This window comes from Streptomyces sp. NPDC039462, from assembly GCF_055639375.1.
This window is the reverse complement of the sequence record NZ_JBVKAO010000005.1, coordinates 358244-374853: the sequence shown is the minus strand read 5'-3', so window position 1 is coordinate 374853 and position 16610 is coordinate 358244. Positions and strand designations below refer to the sequence as shown.

13 protein-coding genes and 5 tRNA genes are annotated in these 16610 nt (G+C 73.7%); 7 read left to right on the top strand and 11 right to left on the bottom strand.

Annotated elements, in window-relative coordinates; genetic code table 11:
* Positions 1-166 precede the first annotated feature (166 nt).
* Positions 167-694, top strand: coding sequence for a DsbA family protein (locus ACZ7LU_RS27475; RefSeq protein WP_471918287.1), 528 nt, complete (start codon positions 167-169; stop codon positions 692-694).
* Here ACZ7LU_RS27475 and ACZ7LU_RS27470 read toward each other — a convergent pair.
* The 3 genes from ACZ7LU_RS27470 to ACZ7LU_RS27460 are packed head-to-tail and all read right to left on the bottom strand — an operon-like array spanning position 691 to position 3412.
* Positions 691-1515, bottom strand: a complete 825-nt coding sequence (locus tag ACZ7LU_RS27470; protein WP_471918286.1) for a GNAT family N-acetyltransferase — start codon at positions 1513-1515, stop codon at positions 691-693. The two genes, ACZ7LU_RS27475 and ACZ7LU_RS27470, sit on opposite strands and share 4 nt — an antisense overlap.
* Positions 1516-1568: 53 nt before the next feature.
* Positions 1569-2390: an aminotransferase class IV gene (locus ACZ7LU_RS27465; protein WP_471918285.1), complete on the bottom strand. Its 822-nt coding sequence runs from the start codon at positions 2388-2390 to the stop codon at positions 1569-1571.
* Entirely contained in the window at positions 2387-3412 is a 1026-nt protein-coding gene (locus ACZ7LU_RS27460) for a chorismate-binding protein (RefSeq protein WP_468316465.1), read from the bottom strand. Before ACZ7LU_RS27460 ends, ACZ7LU_RS27465 begins: the two co-directional genes overlap by 4 nt.
* Before the next feature lie 187 nt (positions 3413-3599).
* On the opposite strand from ACZ7LU_RS27460, the gene ACZ7LU_RS27455 reads away from it, so the two are divergent.
* The 5 genes from ACZ7LU_RS27455 to ACZ7LU_RS27435 all read left to right on the top strand — a co-directional run bounded on the left by ACZ7LU_RS27455 (position 3600) and on the right by ACZ7LU_RS27435 (position 4072).
* Positions 3600-3672: transfer RNA gene (locus ACZ7LU_RS27455), tRNA-Gly, on the top strand.
* A gap of 40 nt (positions 3673-3712) precedes the next feature.
* Positions 3713-3786 (top strand) — tRNA-Cys (locus ACZ7LU_RS27450).
* 1 nt (position 3787) lies between these two features.
* A tRNA-Val gene (locus tag ACZ7LU_RS27445) sits at positions 3788-3859 on the top strand.
* 37 nt (positions 3860-3896) lie between these two features.
* Positions 3897-3968: transfer RNA gene (locus tag ACZ7LU_RS27440), tRNA-Val, on the top strand.
* 29 nt (positions 3969-3997) lie between these two features.
* Positions 3998-4072 (top strand) — tRNA-Val (locus ACZ7LU_RS27435).
* Between the two features lie 78 nt (positions 4073-4150).
* On the opposite strand, the gene ACZ7LU_RS27430 is transcribed toward ACZ7LU_RS27435, so the two are convergent.
* The 4 genes from ACZ7LU_RS27430 to ACZ7LU_RS27415 form a co-directional block, all read right to left on the bottom strand.
* Positions 4151-4465, bottom strand: coding sequence for a TFIIB-type zinc ribbon-containing protein (locus tag ACZ7LU_RS27430; RefSeq protein WP_398310945.1), 315 nt, complete (start codon positions 4463-4465; stop codon positions 4151-4153).
* Between the two features lie 95 nt (positions 4466-4560).
* Positions 4561-5499, bottom strand: coding sequence for an aminoglycoside phosphotransferase family protein (locus ACZ7LU_RS27425; RefSeq protein WP_471918284.1), 939 nt, complete (start codon positions 5497-5499; stop codon positions 4561-4563).
* Between the two features lie 879 nt (positions 5500-6378).
* Positions 6379-6582 carry a hypothetical protein gene (locus tag ACZ7LU_RS27420; RefSeq protein WP_055569527.1) on the bottom strand — a complete coding sequence of 68 codons (204 nt, stop codon included), beginning with the start codon at positions 6580-6582 and terminating at the stop codon, positions 6379-6381.
* A gap of 209 nt (positions 6583-6791) precedes the next feature.
* Positions 6792-7058 (bottom strand): hypothetical protein, encoded by a 267-nt coding sequence (locus ACZ7LU_RS27415; protein ID WP_398310951.1) that lies wholly within the window; start codon positions 7056-7058, stop codon positions 6792-6794.
* A 196-nt stretch (positions 7059-7254) separates the two neighbouring features.
* Between ACZ7LU_RS27415 and ACZ7LU_RS27410 the strand changes: the two genes are divergently transcribed.
* Positions 7255-8580, top strand: a complete 1326-nt coding sequence (locus ACZ7LU_RS27410; RefSeq protein ID WP_471918368.1) for a serine/threonine-protein kinase — start codon at positions 7255-7257, stop codon at positions 8578-8580.
* A 14-nt stretch (positions 8581-8594) separates the two neighbouring features.
* Here ACZ7LU_RS27410 and ACZ7LU_RS27405 read toward each other — a convergent pair whose 3' ends face one another.
* The 4 genes from ACZ7LU_RS27405 to cbiE all read right to left on the bottom strand — a co-directional run bounded on the left by ACZ7LU_RS27405 (position 8595) and on the right by cbiE (position 16529).
* Entirely contained in the window at positions 8595-9413 is an 819-nt protein-coding gene (locus ACZ7LU_RS27405; RefSeq protein ID WP_398310954.1) for a TrmH family RNA methyltransferase, read from the bottom strand.
* Between the two features lie 88 nt (positions 9414-9501).
* The gene (gene cobA / locus ACZ7LU_RS27400; RefSeq protein ID WP_471918283.1) at positions 9502-10734 is read right to left on the bottom strand and encodes a uroporphyrinogen-III C-methyltransferase; all 1233 of its coding nucleotides are present in this window, start codon (positions 10732-10734) and stop codon (positions 9502-9504) included.
* 192 nt (positions 10735-10926) lie between these two features.
* Positions 10927-14958: a nicotinate-nucleotide--dimethylbenzimidazole phosphoribosyltransferase gene (gene cobT, locus ACZ7LU_RS27395; protein WP_471918282.1), complete on the bottom strand. Its 4032-nt coding sequence runs from the start codon at positions 14956-14958 to the stop codon at positions 10927-10929.
* Between the two features lie 356 nt (positions 14959-15314).
* On the bottom strand, positions 15315-16529 hold the full coding sequence (gene cbiE / locus ACZ7LU_RS27390) for a precorrin-6y C5,15-methyltransferase (decarboxylating) subunit CbiE (protein WP_468092444.1): 1215 nt from the start codon (positions 16527-16529) through the stop codon (positions 15315-15317).
* Positions 16530-16610: the final 81 nt, after the last annotated feature.

The window sequence follows — 16610 nt, the reverse complement described above, 5'->3', positions numbered from 1 at the left end:
CTGTCGTCCCTTCCATCCTGCACCGGACGGGCGCCGCGTAGCCATGTCCCGGTCGGACCTCAGGGACATATCCGGGTCATCTCGGGGTCCGGCCTCCTCCCCAGGTGCCGGTCGGCGCGGCCCGTCCCGGTTGGGTGGCGCGTCCTCGGGCTGGAAGACTGTGCGTATGAACGACTCCCCTCCCGACCACCCCGCCCGCCCCGTCGTCGTCGACGTCTGGTGCGAGCTGCAGTGCCCCGACTGCCGTACCGCCCTCGACGACGTGCGCGCCCTGCGCGCCCGCTACGGCGACCGCGTCGAGCTGCGCCTGAGGCACTTCCCCCTCGAGAAACACAAGCACTCCTTCGCCGCCGCCCAGGCCGCCGAGGAGGCCTTCGAGCAGGGCAAGGGGTGGCCGTACGTCGAGGCGGTGCTCGGCGGGGTCGAGAACCTCGACCGCGAGGGCGAGAAGTACCTGGTGGACACCGCCCGCGAACTCGGCCTCGACGCCGAGGAGTTCGACACCGCGCTGATCGACGGACGGCACATCCTGATCGTCGACGCCGACCAGGCCGAGGGCAAGGCGATCGGCGTCACCGGCACGCCGACGTACGTCATCGGCGGCGAGCGCCTGGACGGCGGCAAGAGCCAGGAGGGCCTGCGCGAGCGCGTCGAGGCGGTCGCCGACCGTCTCCTCGCGGCGGACGACGCCTAGATCAGCGGCTTGTAGAGGTAGTACGAGACCGGTTCGTAGCCCATCGACTCGTACAGGCGCAGGGCCGGGGTGTTGCCGGCGAAGACGTTGAGGCCGATGTGGTCCCGGCCGGCCGCACGGCCCTGCGTCTCCGCGACGAGCATGAGGGAACGGCCGTGGCCTCGCCCGCGGTGCGCCTCGGCCACCTCGACCTTGTAGACGAAGATGTCCTCGCCCTCCAGGGCGACCCACAGTGTGCCCACCCGCACACCGTGGTGGGTCAGGACGCTCACCCAGGAGTCGGCCGTCGCGAGGCCCTGCGGGAGCAGGCGCGCGTGGTCGGCGCGCGCCTTGGCACGCGCCTCCGCCTCGGGCACACCGCGCTCCGTCCAGTCCTGGACGTAACCGTCCTCCTCGTGCGCCAGCCACGGTTCGTACTCGTCCTCGGCCATCGGCCGCCACTCGACGCCGTCGGGCAGGGCGAGCGCGTCGGCGGGCAGCGGCTTGCGCAGCACGCGGTTCCGCTCGACGTACCCGAGAGCCGTGCCGAGCCGCAGGGCCGCCGTTGCGTCGGCGGGGACGGTGGCCTCGATGCGCGTGCAGCCCCAGCCGCGCGCCACCTCCTCGGCGGCCAGCGCCGCCACGGTGCCTCGCCCGCGGCCGCGGTCCGGCTCCGCGATGCGCAGGTCGCCGACCCGGCAGACGCGGGGGCCGAAGACCTCGTGCGTGGCGAGGGCTATCGAGCCCACGGGACGGCTGTTCACACAGACGTCGTACGTGCGCGCCTTGCCGCCGTCGGCGCTCTGCTGAAGCGGCCCGGTCGGCCGCAGGGTCGTGGTCATCCCTCAGGTTCTACCCGCCGCGGGCCCGCACCGTCACCGGGGATTCCCGGGACTTACGGATCCAGGTCGTCCGCGGCCCGCTCGTCGAAGACCCGCATCGCCTTGGTGGTCACCGGGCCCGGTGCCACGGGGAGTTGCCGTGCGTCGACGCGGTGCACGGCCTGCACGTCGCGCAGCGTCGACGTCAGGAAGACCTCGTCGGCGCGGTCCAGGACGTCCAGGGGCAGGTCGGTCTCGTGCGCGCCCGTCCACTCGACGGCCAGCTCGCGCGTGATGCCCGCGAGGCACCCGGAGGCGACCGGCGGGGTGTGGATCTCGCCGTCGAGGACAACGAAGACGTTGGATCCGGTGCCCTCGCAGAGCTGTCCGACGGTGTTCGCGAACAGTGCCTCCGAAGCGCCCTGCTCGCGCGCGCGGGCCAGGGCCACGACGTTCTCCGCGTACGAGGTGGTCTTCAGGCCGGTCAGCGCGCCGCGTTCGTTACGGGTCCACGGCACCGTGACCACCGCGGTGGTGTCGGGCCGCCGCGCGGCCTCGCCGAGGGCCACGACGAGGGTGGTGCCCTGGTCGCCGCGGTCCGAGCCGAGCGGCGAGAGGCCCCCGGTGTAGGTGATCCGCAGCCGGCCGAGCGGGAGGGGGTTGGCGTCCAGGACGGCGGCGCAGGCGCGGCGCACCTCGTCGAGGTCCGGCTCGGGCAGCCCGAGGCCGCGCGCCGACATCGCGAGCCGGGCGAGGTGCCGGGTCAGGGCGAAGGGGCGGCCCTCGACCGACTTCACCGTCTCGAAGATGCCGTCGCCGACCGTCAGACCGTGGTCGAGGACGGAGACGCGGGCGTCGTCGAGGTCCTGCAGCCCGCCGTTGAGCCAGATCTTCACGTTGTGGTCCCTCCGCTCGCTTCGTACGCCCCCGACGCTACCGCCAGCAGCCGCGCGGCCTTCAGCTCGGTCTCCCGCCACTCCCCCTCGGGGTCCGAACCCCAGGTGATGCCCGCCCCGGTGCCGAAGCGCAGGACGCCCTCGGCCCGGTCGATCCAGAAGGTGCGGATGCCGACGGCGAGCTCGCCGGTGCCGCGGTCGGCGTCGACCCAGCCGATGCCGCCGCAGTACGGGCCGCGGGGCGCGGTCTCCAGCTCGTCGATGATCCGCAGGGCGCTGGACTTCGGGGCGCCGGTGACGGAGCCGGGCGGGAACGCGGCGCCGAACAGCTCCGGCCAGCCCGCGCCGGGGCGCAGCTCGCCGCCGACGGTGGAGACGAGGTGGACGAGTCCGGGGTGCTTCTCGACGACGCAGAGGTCGGGGACGGTGACCGAGCCGGTCGCGCAGACGCGCCCGAGGTCGTTGCGGACGAGGTCCACGATCATGACGTTCTCGGCGTAGTCCTTCTCCAAGAGGTCCGCCTCGGTCCGGCCGGTGCCCTTGATGGGGCCCGACTCCACGAAGCGGCCCCGGCGGCGCAGGAAGAGCTCGGGGGAGGCGGTGGCCACCTCCACGCCGTGTTCGGGCAGGCGGATCGTTCCGGCGTACGGGGCGGGGTTCCCGCGCGCGAGGAGAGAGGTGAGGGCGTCCACGTCGGCGTCGGCGGGGACGGGCGCGGACAGGACGCGGCAGAGATTGGCCTGGTAGACCTCGCCGGCGGCTATGTACGCGCGTACGCGGCGCACGCCGTCCGTGTACGCGGCGCGGTCCAGGGACGACGTCCAGTCGTCGGCGGCCGGGCCGTGCCACTTCCCCGGGACGGGGGCGGGCACGGCCTCCGCGCGTACGTCGTCGAAGCGGGCGCAGACCATGCCCCCCTCGAAGTCCGCGGACACCGCCCAGAAGCCGGTGGAGTCCAGGGCCGCGGGGTCGCTGGTCACGTCGCGCAGACCGGTGGCCACGAGACCGCCGAAGCGGGCCATGGGAGGGAGCGTGGAGGAGGACGTCAGAGGGGGGTTGTGCACGGCTGTGAGTCTATGACCGGCGCGCCGGGCGTGCCTCGGACCAGGGACAGCGCAGCACGCTGCGCAAACGCGTTTTTGTACTGGCCCAGGAATCCGCTAGAGTTCAACACGTCGCCGGGACGCGCAAGCGGACCGGGAAAGACAAGCGGACGTAGCTCAGTTGGTAGAGCGCAACCTTGCCAAGGTTGAGGTCGCCAGTTCGAACCTGGTCGTCCGCTCGCAGGAAAGTGGGGGATCTTCCCGAACCCCCGCACTCCTGGTGGAGTGGCCGAGAGGCGAGGCAACGGCCTGCAAAGCCGTCTACACGGGTTCAAATCCCGTCTCCACCTCCAAGGACGATTAGCTCAGCGGGAGAGCGCTTCCCTGACACGGAAGAGGTCACTGGTTCAATCCCAGTATCGTCCACTTGGATCTTCTGATCCTGGTCCTCGGACCGAATCCCGCGCGATTAGCTCAGCGGGAGAGCGCTTCCCTGACACGGAAGAGGTCACTGGTTCAATCCCAGTATCGCGCACGCAGTACGCAACAAACGCAGGTTGACCTGCGCGATTAGCTCAGCGGGAGAGCGCTTCCCTGACACGGAAGAGGTCACTGGTTCAATCCCAGTATCGCGCACCACACAGAAGCCCCCGGTCGTCTCCACGACCGGGGGCTTCGTCGTTCAGGTCAAGCTGTTCAGATCAAGCTGTCGTTCGTTCAGGACGAGAAGAGCATGTGCCCGAAGCTCTTGTGACGCTTGTGGCCGTAGTGGTCGCCGTGGCCGTGGTGGCCGCCGTGAGCGACGTGCGGGGCGCCCCAGGCCGGAGCCGGGGCCGCGGGGTAGGCCTGGGGGGCGGCGGGCGGCGCGGGCGGCGGAGGAACCTGCTGGCCGCCCCACTGCGCCTCCAGACGGGTCAGCGACTCGAGCTCGCCGTAGTCGAGGAATATCCCGCGGCAGTTGTTGCACTGCTCGATCTGGACGCCATTGCGGTTGTACGTGTGCATCGGTGCATGGCACTTGGGGCACTGCATGTGGACGGCTCAACTCCTCGCCGGTGGTGACTGCTTAGCCGGAAGACTGCCCGGCTTCGGTGTGTTGCACCCTACTTCGTCGTGTCCGGGGCCAACTAGGTCGGGCGAGCGGCCACTCCGGCCATCCGGCCGCAGGCGTCGACCAGGGCCTGTTCCACCTCGTCCAGGGGGCGTCCGGCGGCCACCGACTTGGCGATCGCCAGGGCGGCGGTCTGCACGGTCAGGGCGCGGGCCGGGACGTCCAGGACGGGCCAGGGGTCGGAGCCGTCCCCGGGGACCGCAGGGCCCCCGGCCCTCCGATAGGCGTCGAGGAACCGCGCCCACTCCTCCGGAGCGAGCAGGCCGCACGCGTACCAGGCGGCGGGCCGCGCCAGGTCCCAGGCGGGGTCGCCGCCGCCGAGATCGTCCACGTCGATGAGCAGCCACTGCCCTCCTACCGTGCGCACGAGCTGACCCAGGTGGAAGTCGCCGTGGCACAAGTACGTGGGTCCAGGTGCGGGGGCTTCGGCGCGGGCCCAGGGCGGCAGCCCCGCCCACGCCCGCAGGACGGGGGGCGCCGCGGGGTGCGGGCCCGTGGCGCGGAGCCGCTCGACGGCCCGTGCCGCCTTGACGGGGCCACGCATCGGCGGGAGCGGGCGCGGCAGCGCGGCCGCAGGGGTGGCGTGCAGGCGGGCGAGGAGGGTGGCGGCGGCCTCCCAGGGGGCGGCGTCGGGGTCGTCGCGGTCGACCGGGGTGCCGTGGGGCCAGAACGTCACGAGACGCCCGTGGAGCCCGTCCGCGACGGCTCGCAGAGGCGCCAACAGCACCCCCGGCAGCCGTGCGGCCACCCCGAGGCGTACCGCCAGCTCTCCCGCCTCCGTGCCGGGAGCGTGGGCCTTCGCAACGAGCTCGCCGTGCCGGACGACGGTGGCATCGGCCCGATCGGCGAGCACCCCGCCCCCGTTCCGGTCCCCGCAGACGCAGGGCTCACCGGAACGGGCGTGGACGGCGGCCCGGGCCTTGGCGGTCAGAGCGGTGAGAATCGCGGTGGTCACATGCTTCCGTACGTCGAAGTGCTGTCGCCGAAGCGTACGACCAGCCACGCGCCTTGACGGCACGGTGTGAGCGGGCGGGGTCGGGGTGCTCGGGCCTCCCCCGGGCCGGGGACCACCCACACATCCGAAGCCGGAGTCGGAAGCACCCCGCGCAGCCAGCCCGGGGGCAATGCCCAGGCGGCCGGGGCCGGAAATCACGCCCGCGCGGCAGGCGGGGGTCTGCACGGGTCCGTTCCCCCCGGGGACAGCGCGGTGAAGAACTACACATGCGCCTCGACGGGCACCGCCCAGGCAGCGGGACCCGGGGAAGGGGGAGCCCCTACGCAGCGGGGCCCCAGGCGGCCTACGCAGCCGGGGCAGGGAGAGCATCGCGGAGCCGGGACTGGGGTGCCGCCGTGCAGACGAGGCCTGGGACCGGACCGCTACGCAGCCCAGGCCCGGGGCAGGACCGCTACGCACACGGGCTCGATGGCCACCCACGCAACCGAAGCCGGGGCCTGGGGCACCGCCGTGCACCCTGGCCGGGGCTACCGCGCAGCCAGCCGAAGCCGTGGCACCCGCGCAGCCCCGGGCCGGACAGGCCTGGCACGCAGTCCGCGCGCCTGGTCCCCGGAGCCGGAGGCCGGGTTCCGATCGTCCCAGTCCATGCGGGCGACCCGCCCGGCCGCGTGCCGGTGGCGCACATTCCCTGCGCCACCGCCTGCATGGCGGGCACCTGCGTGGCGGGTGGGCAGGAGAGGCGGCCGGGGGCGGGTATGGCAATGCCCGCGCAGCTCCCCAGCTGCGCGGGCATTCTGCCGTCCGCCGCACCCCCGTCCCCACGGGGTTTCAAGGCCGGATGTCCCCGCCCGGACCGCTCTTCCGGGCCCGGGGCGCCGCTCAGCGCCCCAGCATCACGCCTACGGACGACGCTTGTGTGACCACTGCCTCCCAGCCGCCGAAGACGACCACGAGCAGGGCTGCCAGGGGGAGGACCATGGCCGTCGCCACCAGGGGGTGGCGCGTGCCGGACGGGCGGACGCCGAACGCGGAGAACCTGCGCCCTTGCGTGCGGATCATGGTCCGCGGTGCCGTGTCCGCCATGATTCCTCTCCTGACCGCTTCGATGTGGATGTGCAGCGGCGAGTGTCTGACCTCGGGGGACGAGTGCTACACCCGCCGCTTGACCTCAAATTTAGGCGCGCGGGGCGTCCCGGGCGTCATGCCCTCGTACCGATTGCCGGGCCTCCCGGAGGATGAGCGGTCGAGGGGCGCGTACTCCCGTGGGTGGAGAAAGGGTCCTACGACAGGTCCTAGGACTCAGGGTCTTCCCGGAGGGGACGCGCCGTGACCTCGGAGGCGTCCTCCCTGGGGACGGGCTGCTCCACCAGGGCCAGGACCCGGGTCGCCATGAAACGCGCCGTACGCACCACAGACCCGCTACGGGTGACTTCGCTCACTTCGACCACTCCCCTGCGGACCGCCGTCTCCACCCGCCGACCGGCCCTGCTCGCCACCACTTCGTACGTCCGAGTCGTGTCACCGGCGTCCACGACTATCTCCACACGATCACCCTTCACGGGATCAATCCCCCTTCAGTGATGGTTGGTTGGGGCACGGGTCGGCGGCAACGGCCGCCCGTCCCCCGTCCCCTGACCACTCTTCAAGTTTCCCACCCGGCACTGACAATCGATCGCCCCGCGAGGGCGCGGCCTCTGCACGTGCCCGGCCGCGGAAACGTAAGCTGTGGCTCGTCAGACGGACCGGGTAGCGGGGATGGACATGGCGATGATGCGGCTCCGGCGCGAGGACCCGCGTGTCGTCGGCTCGTTCAGGCTGCACAGGCGCCTGGGCGCCGGCGGCATGGGGGTCGTCTATCTGGGGTCGGACCGGCGGGGGCAGCGTGTCGCCCTGAAGGTGATCCGGCCCGACCTGGCGGAGGATCAGGAATTCAGGTCGCGGTTCGCGCGGGAGGTCTCGGCCGCCCGGCGGATCAGGGGCGGGTGCACGGCCCGGCTCGTCGCCGCCGACCTCGACGCGGACCGGCCGTGGTTCGCCACGCAGTACGTTCCCGGGCCCTCGCTGCACGACAAGGTCGCCGCCGAGGGGCCGCTCTCCGCGGCCGATGTGGCGGTGGTCGGTTCGGCGCTGGCCGAGGGGCTTGTCGCCGTGCACGAAGCCGGTGTCGTGCATCGGGATCTCAAGCCGTCCAATATTTTGTTGTCCCCCAAGGGACCGCGGATCATCGACTTCGGGATCGCGTGGGCCACCGGCGCCTCGACGCTGACGCATGTCGGTACCGCCGTGGGCTCCCCCGGCTTCCTCGCTCCCGAGCAGGTGCGCGGCGCGGCCGTCACCCCCGCCACCGACGTCTTCGCGCTCGGCGCCACGCTCGCGTACGCGGGCATGGCGGACTCGCCGTTCGGCCACGGCAGTTCCGAGGTCATGCTCTACCGCGTGGTGCACGAGGAGGCGCAGCTGCACGGCGTGCCCGACGCGCTCGCGCCGCTCATCAGGGCCTGCCTCGCCAAGGACCCGGAGGAGCGGCCCAGCACGCTCCAACTGTCGCTGCGGCTGAAGGAGATCGCCGCCCGCGAGGCCCAGGGCATCGGCGAGGCGCGGCCGCCCGCGCCCCGCCAGGACCACGACCGGCCGACGGGCAGGCTCGCGGAGAGTTATCTGGACGAGCGCACCCAGCGGCGGCCCGCCCCGGGCGCCACTCCCCCGCCGCGGTCGGGGCCGGCCCGGACCGGCTCGTCCCGCCCTGCCGCGCCGCGGTCCGGCTCCCGGCCCGCCGGGCCCCGCAACACCACCCGCTCCGGCGGCCGGCCCGCCCCGCGCAGCGGCACGGGGCGCCAGGGACCGCGCACCACGGGGACGGGCCGTCGCATGCCCGCCAATCCGCGGCTGCTGCGGCAGCGGCTCACCGTGTTCGTCGTCGTGACGCTGCTGGTCGCACTCGGCATCGCGGCGGCCCAGGGGTGCCAGGGGCCCGCCCGGAGCCTCGGCGACACCGGCGTACGCCAGCAGCAGTCACAGACGCAGGAGCAGACGCAGTCGCAGGAGCGGGCGCACCATCCGCAGGGCGGCGTCCGCGGCTGAGGGCGCCCGGCCTCTCAGAGCTCCGGGCGGCCTGTCGCCACCGCGTAGAACGCGACCGCCGCCGCCGCGCCCACGTTGAGCGAGTCCACGCCGTGGGCCATCGGGATGCGCACCCATTCGTCGGCGGCGACCAGCGCCTGGGTGGAGAGCCCCTCGCCCTCCGCGCCGAGCATCAGTGCGACGCGGTCCATGCGGTGCGGGGCCGCCTCGTCGAGGGACTTGGCCTTCTCGTCCGGGGTGAGGGCCAGCAGGTTGAAGCCCGCCTCGCGCACGCCTTCCAGGCCCTTGGGCCAGGACTCCAGGCGGGCGTACGGGACCGAGAAGACAGCGCCCATCGAGACCTTGACGGAGCGTCGGTAGAGCGGGTCCGCGCAGTCCGGGGAGAGCAGGACGGCGTCCATGCCCAGCGCCGCCGCGGACCGGAAGATCGCGCCGATGTTCGTGTGATCGTTGACCGCTTCCATGACGACCACGCGGCGGGTGGTCGCGAGGATCTCGTCGGCGGTGGGCAGCGGCTTGCGCTGCATGGAGGCGAGGGCGCCGCGATGCACGTGGTAGCCGGTGACCCGCTCGGCGAGGTCGGGGCTGACCGCGTACACCGGCGCGGGGAGTTCGTCGATGACGTCGCGCATGACGTCGACCCACTTGGCCGAGAGCAGCATCGAGCGCATCTCGTAGCCGGCGTCCTTGGCCCGTCTGATGACCTTCTCGCCCTCCGCGATGAACAGGCCCTCGGCCGGTTCGCGCTTGCGGCGCAGCTCGACGTCGGTCAGGCCTGTGTAGTCGCGCAGGCGCGGGTCGTCGGGGTCGTCGACGGTGATGAGATCAGCCACAGGGTGATACTGCCTTGTCCTGGGTGTGGTGCCAACGGCTCCGGACAGGTTCCGTTACCGCTGGTTACGTGCGGGTGGGCGGGTCGCGTTACGCGAGGGGCTCGGGGCCGACCTTCACGACCTCGCCGATGACGATGACCGCGGGGGGCTTCACCTCGTGGGTGCGGACCGCCTCGGCGACGGTGCCGAGCGTCGCGTCGACGCGGCGCTGGGCGGCGGTCGTGCCCTCCTGGATCAGGGCGAGCGGGGTGTCGGCGGCCTTGCCGTGGGCGATCAGGGCCTCCGCGATCTTCCCGATCTTGTCGACGCCCATGAGGATCACCAGGGTGCCGCGGAGCTTGGCCAGGGACTGCCAGTCGACCAGGGAGCGCGCGTCGTCCGGGGCGACGTGGCCGCTGACCACCGTGAATTCGTGGGCGACGCCGCGGTGGGTGACGGGGATGCCGGCGGCCGAGGGGACGGAGATCGAGCTGGAGATGCCGGGGACGACGGTGCAGGTGATGCCCGCTTCGGCGAGCGCCTGGAGCTCCTCCATGCCGCGGCCGTAGACGTAGGGGTCGCCGCCCTTGAGGCGGACGACGGCCTTGCCCTGCTTGGCGTGCTCGATCAGGGCGTTGTTGATCGCCTCCTGGGCCATGAAGCGGCCGTACGGGATCTTCGCGGCGTCGATGACCTCGACGTGCGGCGGCAGCTCGTCGAGGAGGTCGCGGGGGCCGAGACGGTCGGCGATGACGACGTCCGCGGCGGCGAGCAGGCGCCGGCCGCGCACGGTGATCAGGTCGGGGTCGCCGGGGCCGCCGCCGACCAGGGCCACGCCGGGGGTCCTGGTGCGCAGGTGCGGGGCGACGAGGCTGCCGTCGCGCAGGCCCTCGACGACGGCGTCGCGGATGGCGGCGGTGCGGCGCGGGTCGCGGTCGTGGATGTCGCTGGAGAGGACCGCGACGGTGACGCCCTCGGAGCGGCCCGTGGCCGGGGTCCAGGCCGTGGCCGCCTCGGCGTCGTCGGAGCGCACGCACCAGACGCGGTGCCGCTCGGCCTCGGCGGAGGCGCGGGTGTTCGCCTCGTCGTCACTGGTGGCGATGAGGGCGTACCAGGCATCCTGGAGGTCGCCGTCCTCGTAACGGCGCCTGGTCCAGGTGATCTCGCCCGCGTCCGCCATGGCCTCCACGGACGGCGTCGCCGAGGGGGAGACGAGGAGGATGTCGGCGCCTGCCTTGATCAGCGCCGGGAGGCGGCGCTGGGCCACCTGGCCGCCGCCGAGGACGACGACGCGGCGTCCCGCGAGGCGGAGACCTACGGGGTAGGCGGGGTTTTCGGCCATGGCTCTGGGGCTCCTCGTGCGGGCGGAGTCTTCGTGGTGCGCTACCGCTGCTGCGCTGGAGCGGCTGCTTGACGTGCGGGTTCAGTATGGCTGGGGCGGGGCCGGAGGTCTCCCCCAGCCCCGCCCCGGTACCGAAAACGGGGGCTTCGCCCCTCGGCGTCTCCTTCTCGGCGGTTACTTCGCGGCGGTCGGCTACTTCTCGGTGACGCCCGCCGAGTCGAACGTGGCCACCTCGTGCATCGCGCGGGCCGCGCTCTGGACGACCGGCAGCGCCAGGAGCGCGCCCGTGCCCTCGCCGAGGCGGAGGTCCAGGTCGACCAGGGGGCGCAGGCCCAGCTTGTTCAGGGCCGCCACGTGGCCGGGCTCCGCGCTGCGGTGGCCCGCGATGCAGGCCGCGAGGACCTCGGGGGCGATGGCGCGGGCGACCAGGGCCGCGGCGCCCGCGCTGACGCCGTCCAGGATGACCGGCGTACGCAGGGACGCGCCGCCGAGGAGGAGGCCCACCATGGCCGCGTGCTCCAGGCCGCCGATCGCCGCGAGGACGCCGATCGGGTCCGCCGGGTCGGGCTGGTGGAGGTCCAGGGCACGGCGGACGACCTCGACCTTGCGGCTGTGCATCTCGTCGTTGATGCCCGTGCCGCGGCCGGTGACCTCGGCGGGGTCGACCTCGGTGTAGACGGAGATCAGGGCCGCGGACGCGGTCGTGTTCGCGATGCCCATCTCGCCGGTGAGGAGCGCCTTGTTGCCCGCGGCCACCAGGTCGCGGGCCGTCTCGATGCCGACCTCGATGGCCGCCTTGACCTCTTCGCGGGTCAGGGCGGGCCCGGTCGTCATGTCGGCCGTGCCCGGGCGGACCTTGCGGGGCAGCAGGCCGGGGGTGGCGGGCAGTTCGCTCGCCACGCCCACGTCGATGACGCAGACCTCGGCGCCCACCTGGTTGGCGAAGGCGTTGCAGACCGCGCCGCCGCCGAGGAAGTTGGCGACCATCTGCGCGGTCACCTCCTGGGGCCAGGCGGTGACGCCCTGGGCGTGCACGCCGTGGTCGCCCGCGAAGATCGCGACGGCCGCGGGCTCCGGGATCGGCGGCGGGCACATCCGGGACAGGCCCGAGAGCTGGGCGGAGATGATCTCCAGCATGCCGAGCGCGCCCGGCGGCTTGGTCATCCGCTTCTGGCGTTCCCACGCCTCGCCGAGCGCCTTGGCGTCCAGCGGGCGGATGTTGGCCACGGTCTCGGCGAGCAGGTCGTGCGGGTCCTCGCCGGGCAGCGCGCGTCGGCCGTACGTCTCCTCGTGGACGACCCAGGACAGCGGGCGGCGCTTGGACCAGCCCGCCTGCATCAGCTCGGGCTCGTCCGGGAACTCGTCGACGTATCCGACACAGAGGTACGCGACGACCTCGAGGTGCTCCGGCAGGCCCAGCGCGCGGACCATCTCGCGCTCGTCGAAGAAGCTGACCCAGCCGACACCGAGGCCTTCGGCGCGGGCGGCGAGCCAGAGGTTCTCGACGGCGAGCGCCGAGGAGTACGGGGCCATCTGCGGCTGGGTGTGCCGGCCGAGGGTGTGGCGGCCGCCGCGGGTGGGGTCGGCGGTGACGACGATGTTCACCGGGGTGTCGAGGATGGCCTCGATCTTCAGTTCCTTGAACTGCTTCGCGCGGCCCTTGGGGAGGGACTTGGCGTACGCGTCGCGCTGGCGCATGGCCAGTTCGTGCATGCTCCGCCGGGTCTCTGCGGACTTGATGACGACGAAGTCCCAGGGCTGGGAGTGGCCCACGGAGGGCGCCGTGTGGGCCGCCTCAAGGACGCGCAGCAGCACCTCGTGCGGGATCGGGTCCGAACGGAAGCCGTTGCGGATGTCGCGGCGCTCGCGCATGACGCGCAGGACGGCCTCGCGCTCGGCGTCGGCGTAGCCGGGAGCGGCGGTGCCGGGCGACATCACGGGCTCGGCCGGGTCGGCGCCCGGCTCCGCCGCGATCAGGGGCTCCGGGGCCTCCGCCATCGCCATGGCGGGATCCGCGACGGCGGGTGCTTCGGCCGCTTCGGGGGCCTCCTGCGCGGCGACGGGCGCGAGTGCCTCGGGGGCCTCGGCCGTCTCGGGCGCGGGGGCGGGTGCTTCAGGCGCTTCGGCCATCTCGGGTGCTTCGGCCACTTCGGTCACTTCGTTCGCTTCGATCGGTTCGAACGAGATGACTTCGTCGGCCTCGTCCAACTCGTCGGCCGGGTCGGCCGTCTCGGGGGCGGCCGGGAACTCGGTCGGAGCCGCCGCAGAGGAGACAATACGGGGCACAGTGGGGACGGGCGGGACCTGGGGGGTGTGCACAGGCTCCGCCGACGCCTCGTCGGCCGGGGTCTCGTCGCTCTGCTGAACGGCCGCTTCCGGCGCAGCGCCGTGCTGGGCGGCCGCTGCTTCCGGCGCAGGGCTCTGCTGAACGGCCGCTTCCGGCGCGCCGGTCGGCTCGGCGGCGGGTGCGGGTGCCGCCGTGGGCTGGGCGCCGTCGCGCGGGCCCGGCACCGTGATGACGGGCTGCTGCGCCGCCTCGGGTCTCGCTTCGGCGGCTGCCGGTTCCTCGGGGGCTGCCGGCTCAGCGGGGCCTGTCGCCTCTTCGTGCGCTGGCTGTTCCACGGCGGCCGAGGGCTCGGCGGTCACGGCCTCGGGTGCCGCGGCTTCCGTGAACTCCGGGGACGGTACGGGGGCGGGGGCGCCGTCGGCCGAGTCCGCAGGGAACTCCGGAGCGGCGTCCTCCTGGACAGGGCGGGTCTCGGCGGCCTGGTCCTCCTGGGGGACGACCAGGGAGTGCGGCGGCGTCGGAGCCAGGTGCGGCGTGGTCGGAACCGTGCCTTCCACCGGCACGAACTGGCCGATGGGGGCGGGCTCTTGGGCGCCGCCGAAGTCACCCGGGCCGGACAGCGGGGCGTTCGTGGGCACAGCGGACTCCTGCGGCACCGCGGACTCCTGCGGCGCCTGGGACGTCTGAGGCGCATGCGGCAGCTGCGGCTCAGGGCTGTGCGGTTCCGGTGCGGCGTGCCGTGCCTCGGGAGCGAAGCCGGCCTGAGCCGCCTCCTCGGCGTGCGGGGCCTGCGCGCTCTCCCACGGCTGGGCGGAGGCGACGGCGAACGCGGGCTGACCGACGGCGGCGGGCACGCCCTGCGCGAACGCGGGCTGCTCCTCCACCGGGAACTGCTGCTCCTCCACCGGGAACTGCTGCTCCTCCACCGGGAACTGCTGCTCCTCCACCGGGAACTGCTGCTCCTCCACCGGGAACTGCTGCTGCGCCACGGGGAACTGCTGCTCCTCCGCCGGGGCCTGGCCGAGCTCGGCGGCGTGCTGCGCCATGGGGGCGGCCTCGCCCGGAGCGCCGTCGTCGGCATCCGCGGCCTGCGGGAACGCGGAGGGCTGGGGGGCCAAGGACGGCTCGGCTGCCACGGGAGCTTCAGCTACCTCGGGGGCCTCGGGCGCCTCCGGAGCCGGAACATCCGCCTCCGGGGACTCCGGTGCCGGTGTTACGTCTGTGGCGGCTGCGGCCTCTGGGACGACCGTTTCTGCTGGTGCGGAATACGCGCCCACACCCTCCGGCGCCCACGGCGCGGCCCCCTGCGGCTGGATCTCGCCCAGCTGCGGACCCGGCAACCCCGCGTCGTCACGCGGAACGTCGAGGTACTCGGGGCCGGCGGTCGGCGGTCCCGCCTGGCGTACCGGCACGGAGTGCTGCTGCGCGGCCGGCGCGCCCGCGGGGCCCCGGTCGGCGAGCGACCGCACCGGGCTGCCCGAGCCGTCCGGCACGACCGGGCCCGACGGGCCGTGGTGCAGCGGGCGGCGGGCGGGGCCCTGGTGGGACGCGGCGGGCATGGAGCCGGGCATCCGGACGCCGGTCAGGTCGACAGAACCGCTGTCCCGGCCCGCGGTCTCGTGCGGCCCGGGCTGATGGACGGCGTGGGCGGCGTGGAAGGCCCCGGTCTGCCCCGGAGCCGCCGCCTGGCCCTCGCTCCACGCGCCTTGGGCGCCCGGCAGCAGCAGGTCGTCGTCCTCGGCGGGCTGCTCGGAGAAGTCGGAGGGGGCGGCGGGCTCGGCGGGGGCAGCCGCGTCGGCCGCGTCGGCGAAGGGGCGCGTGCCCTGAGCGGAAACGCCCGGCTGCTGTGCTTCCATGCCCTGCACGGGCCCGGAAGGCACACCGTTGCCTGCGCCCTCCGGCAGTCCCTCACCCGGGACCTGGCCGGTGTCGGTCATGCGTAACCCCTCGCCCATCGGTTAGTGCTTCTTCGACCGCCCCCAGGCCTTCGGCCGGGGCGGCCCCATCGCCCGGAGCGGCGCACCGACCGCCCGTCATCCTCAACGAGCGTGTGCGCCCCGCGGCACGAACCGCGCGCCGGACAACAGGCATTGTCCCTGTCGGTCCGCCGCCGTGGCAGCTTGATCGGCCACGGCCCGCTGTGGACTGCGCCACGTTGCGCGTCCTCCGGTCATGCCGTACCACACACCCCCCAAAAACGGGCGGGGTTTCCGGGCATCGACCAATGAACGGCTGGGCGCCCGGGTGCAGTACAACAATCGGCCAGCCTACCCCGCGCTCTGTGTCGGCAGGGTCACGGGGAGCGGTCGGGCAGCCGCCCCGAGAGCAGGAACGCGACCGTCCGCTTCTCTTCGCGCCAGGCCCGTGTGTCGAGCTCCACGGACTGCAGGAGAGCGCACTCGACGGTGTACCCGTGCTCGCTCAGGTCCCTGCCGATGAGTTCGGCGGCGTCGCGTGTCGCGGCGTGCGTCACGATGCGCTCCGGCCGGCGGTCGGCGACCGCGGAGACCACCGCGGCTCCCCCGCCCCCGACGCGTACGACATCGGGCTCGGGCAGGTCTTCGAGGATGTGCGGGGCGACGCCGTGCACGGTCTGCGCCTGTACGCCGAAGCGGCGGACGGCCGCCGTGGTGCGGCCCAGGGCGTCGGGGTCGCGGTCGACGGCGATCACGGCGGCGCCGAAGCGGGCCGCCTCCGCGGTGAAGGCGCCGCTGCCGCAGCCGATGTCCCAGACGAGGTCCCCCGGGCGCGGCCCGAGGCGGGCGAGCTGGGCCGCCCGCAGCCGGTCGTTCTCCCCCTCGCCGAGCCAGATGTCGCCGCCGTACTCCGCGGCGGGCAGCGCCCAGCCGCGGGTGCCGCGGGTCGGTTCGCGCCCCATGATCCAGCCGGTGTCGGCGGCCGCTGCGGTGCCGCCGATGACGATGACGACGTTGGGGTCGCGCCAGGTGTGGTCGGCGGCGTTGTCGGAGGTGACGACGGAGACCTGCTCGCGCTCGGTGCCGAGCTCCTCGCAGATCACGAAGGTGCGGTGGACGCCCTGGAGCAGCAGGCCGAGCTCCGCGGGGCCCGCGCCGGGCGAGGTGAGGACGGCGACCTTGGGGTGGGCGCGGCAGACGTTGACGGCGCGGCGCAGGGTGCGGCGGTGGGCGACCACGACCTCGGCGTCGTCCCACGGCATGCCCGCGCGGGCGAAGGCCTGGGCGACGGAGGAGACGGCGGGCACCACTTCGACTTCGAGGCCGAATTCCGGGGCGCGCAGGGTGCGTACGACGCCGAAGAAGCCGGGGTCGCCGTCGGCGAGGACGACGGCGGTGCCGCGGTGGGCGGCGATGCGGCGGGCGGCGAGGGCGACGCTGCCGAGGCGGATCTTCTCGGCGCGGGCGGGGAGCTCGTCGAGCGCCAGGTGGTGGGCGGCGCCCGCCACGAGCGTCGCCGCGCCGAGCGCGGAGCGCGCCGCCGCGGTCAGCGGCGTGCCGTCCCAGCCGATCACCGTGACCCGGTCGGCCATCTTGGTCTGTCTCCTGGGTTCTCGCGGGTCGTCAGTGCGGGGTGGCGGCTGCGGTGGGGACAGCCGGGCACGCGGCCATGG

Bases quoted from the DNA above. Each gene is read 5' to 3' on its own strand.
- ACZ7LU_RS27475 (WP_471918287.1), top strand. From the start codon at position 167: ATGAACGACTCCCCTCCCGACCACCCCGCCCGCCCCGTCGTCGTCGAC.
- ACZ7LU_RS27470 (WP_471918286.1), bottom strand. From the start codon at position 1,515: ATGACCACGACCCTGCGGCCGACCGGGCCGCTTCAGCAGAGCGCCGAC.
- ACZ7LU_RS27460 (WP_468316465.1), bottom strand. From the start codon at position 3,412: ATGGCCCGCTTCGGCGGTCTCGTGGCCACCGGTCTGCGCGACGTGACC.
- ACZ7LU_RS27430 (WP_398310945.1), bottom strand. From the start codon at position 4,465: ATGCAGTGCCCCAAGTGCCATGCACCGATGCACACGTACAACCGCAAT.
- ACZ7LU_RS27420 (WP_055569527.1), bottom strand. From the start codon at position 6,582: ATGGCGGACACGGCACCGCGGACCATGATCCGCACGCAAGGGCGCAGG.
- ACZ7LU_RS27410 (WP_471918368.1), top strand. From the start codon at position 7,255: ATGGACATGGCGATGATGCGGCTCCGGCGCGAGGACCCGCGTGTCGTC.
- cobA (WP_471918283.1), bottom strand. From the start codon at position 10,734: ATGGCCGAAAACCCCGCCTACCCCGTAGGTCTCCGCCTCGCGGGACGC.
- cobT (WP_471918282.1), bottom strand. From the start codon at position 14,958: ATGACCGACACCGGCCAGGTCCCGGGTGAGGGACTGCCGGAGGGCGCA.
- cbiE (WP_468092444.1), bottom strand. From the start codon at position 16,529: ATGGCCGACCGGGTCACGGTGATCGGCTGGGACGGCACGCCGCTGACC.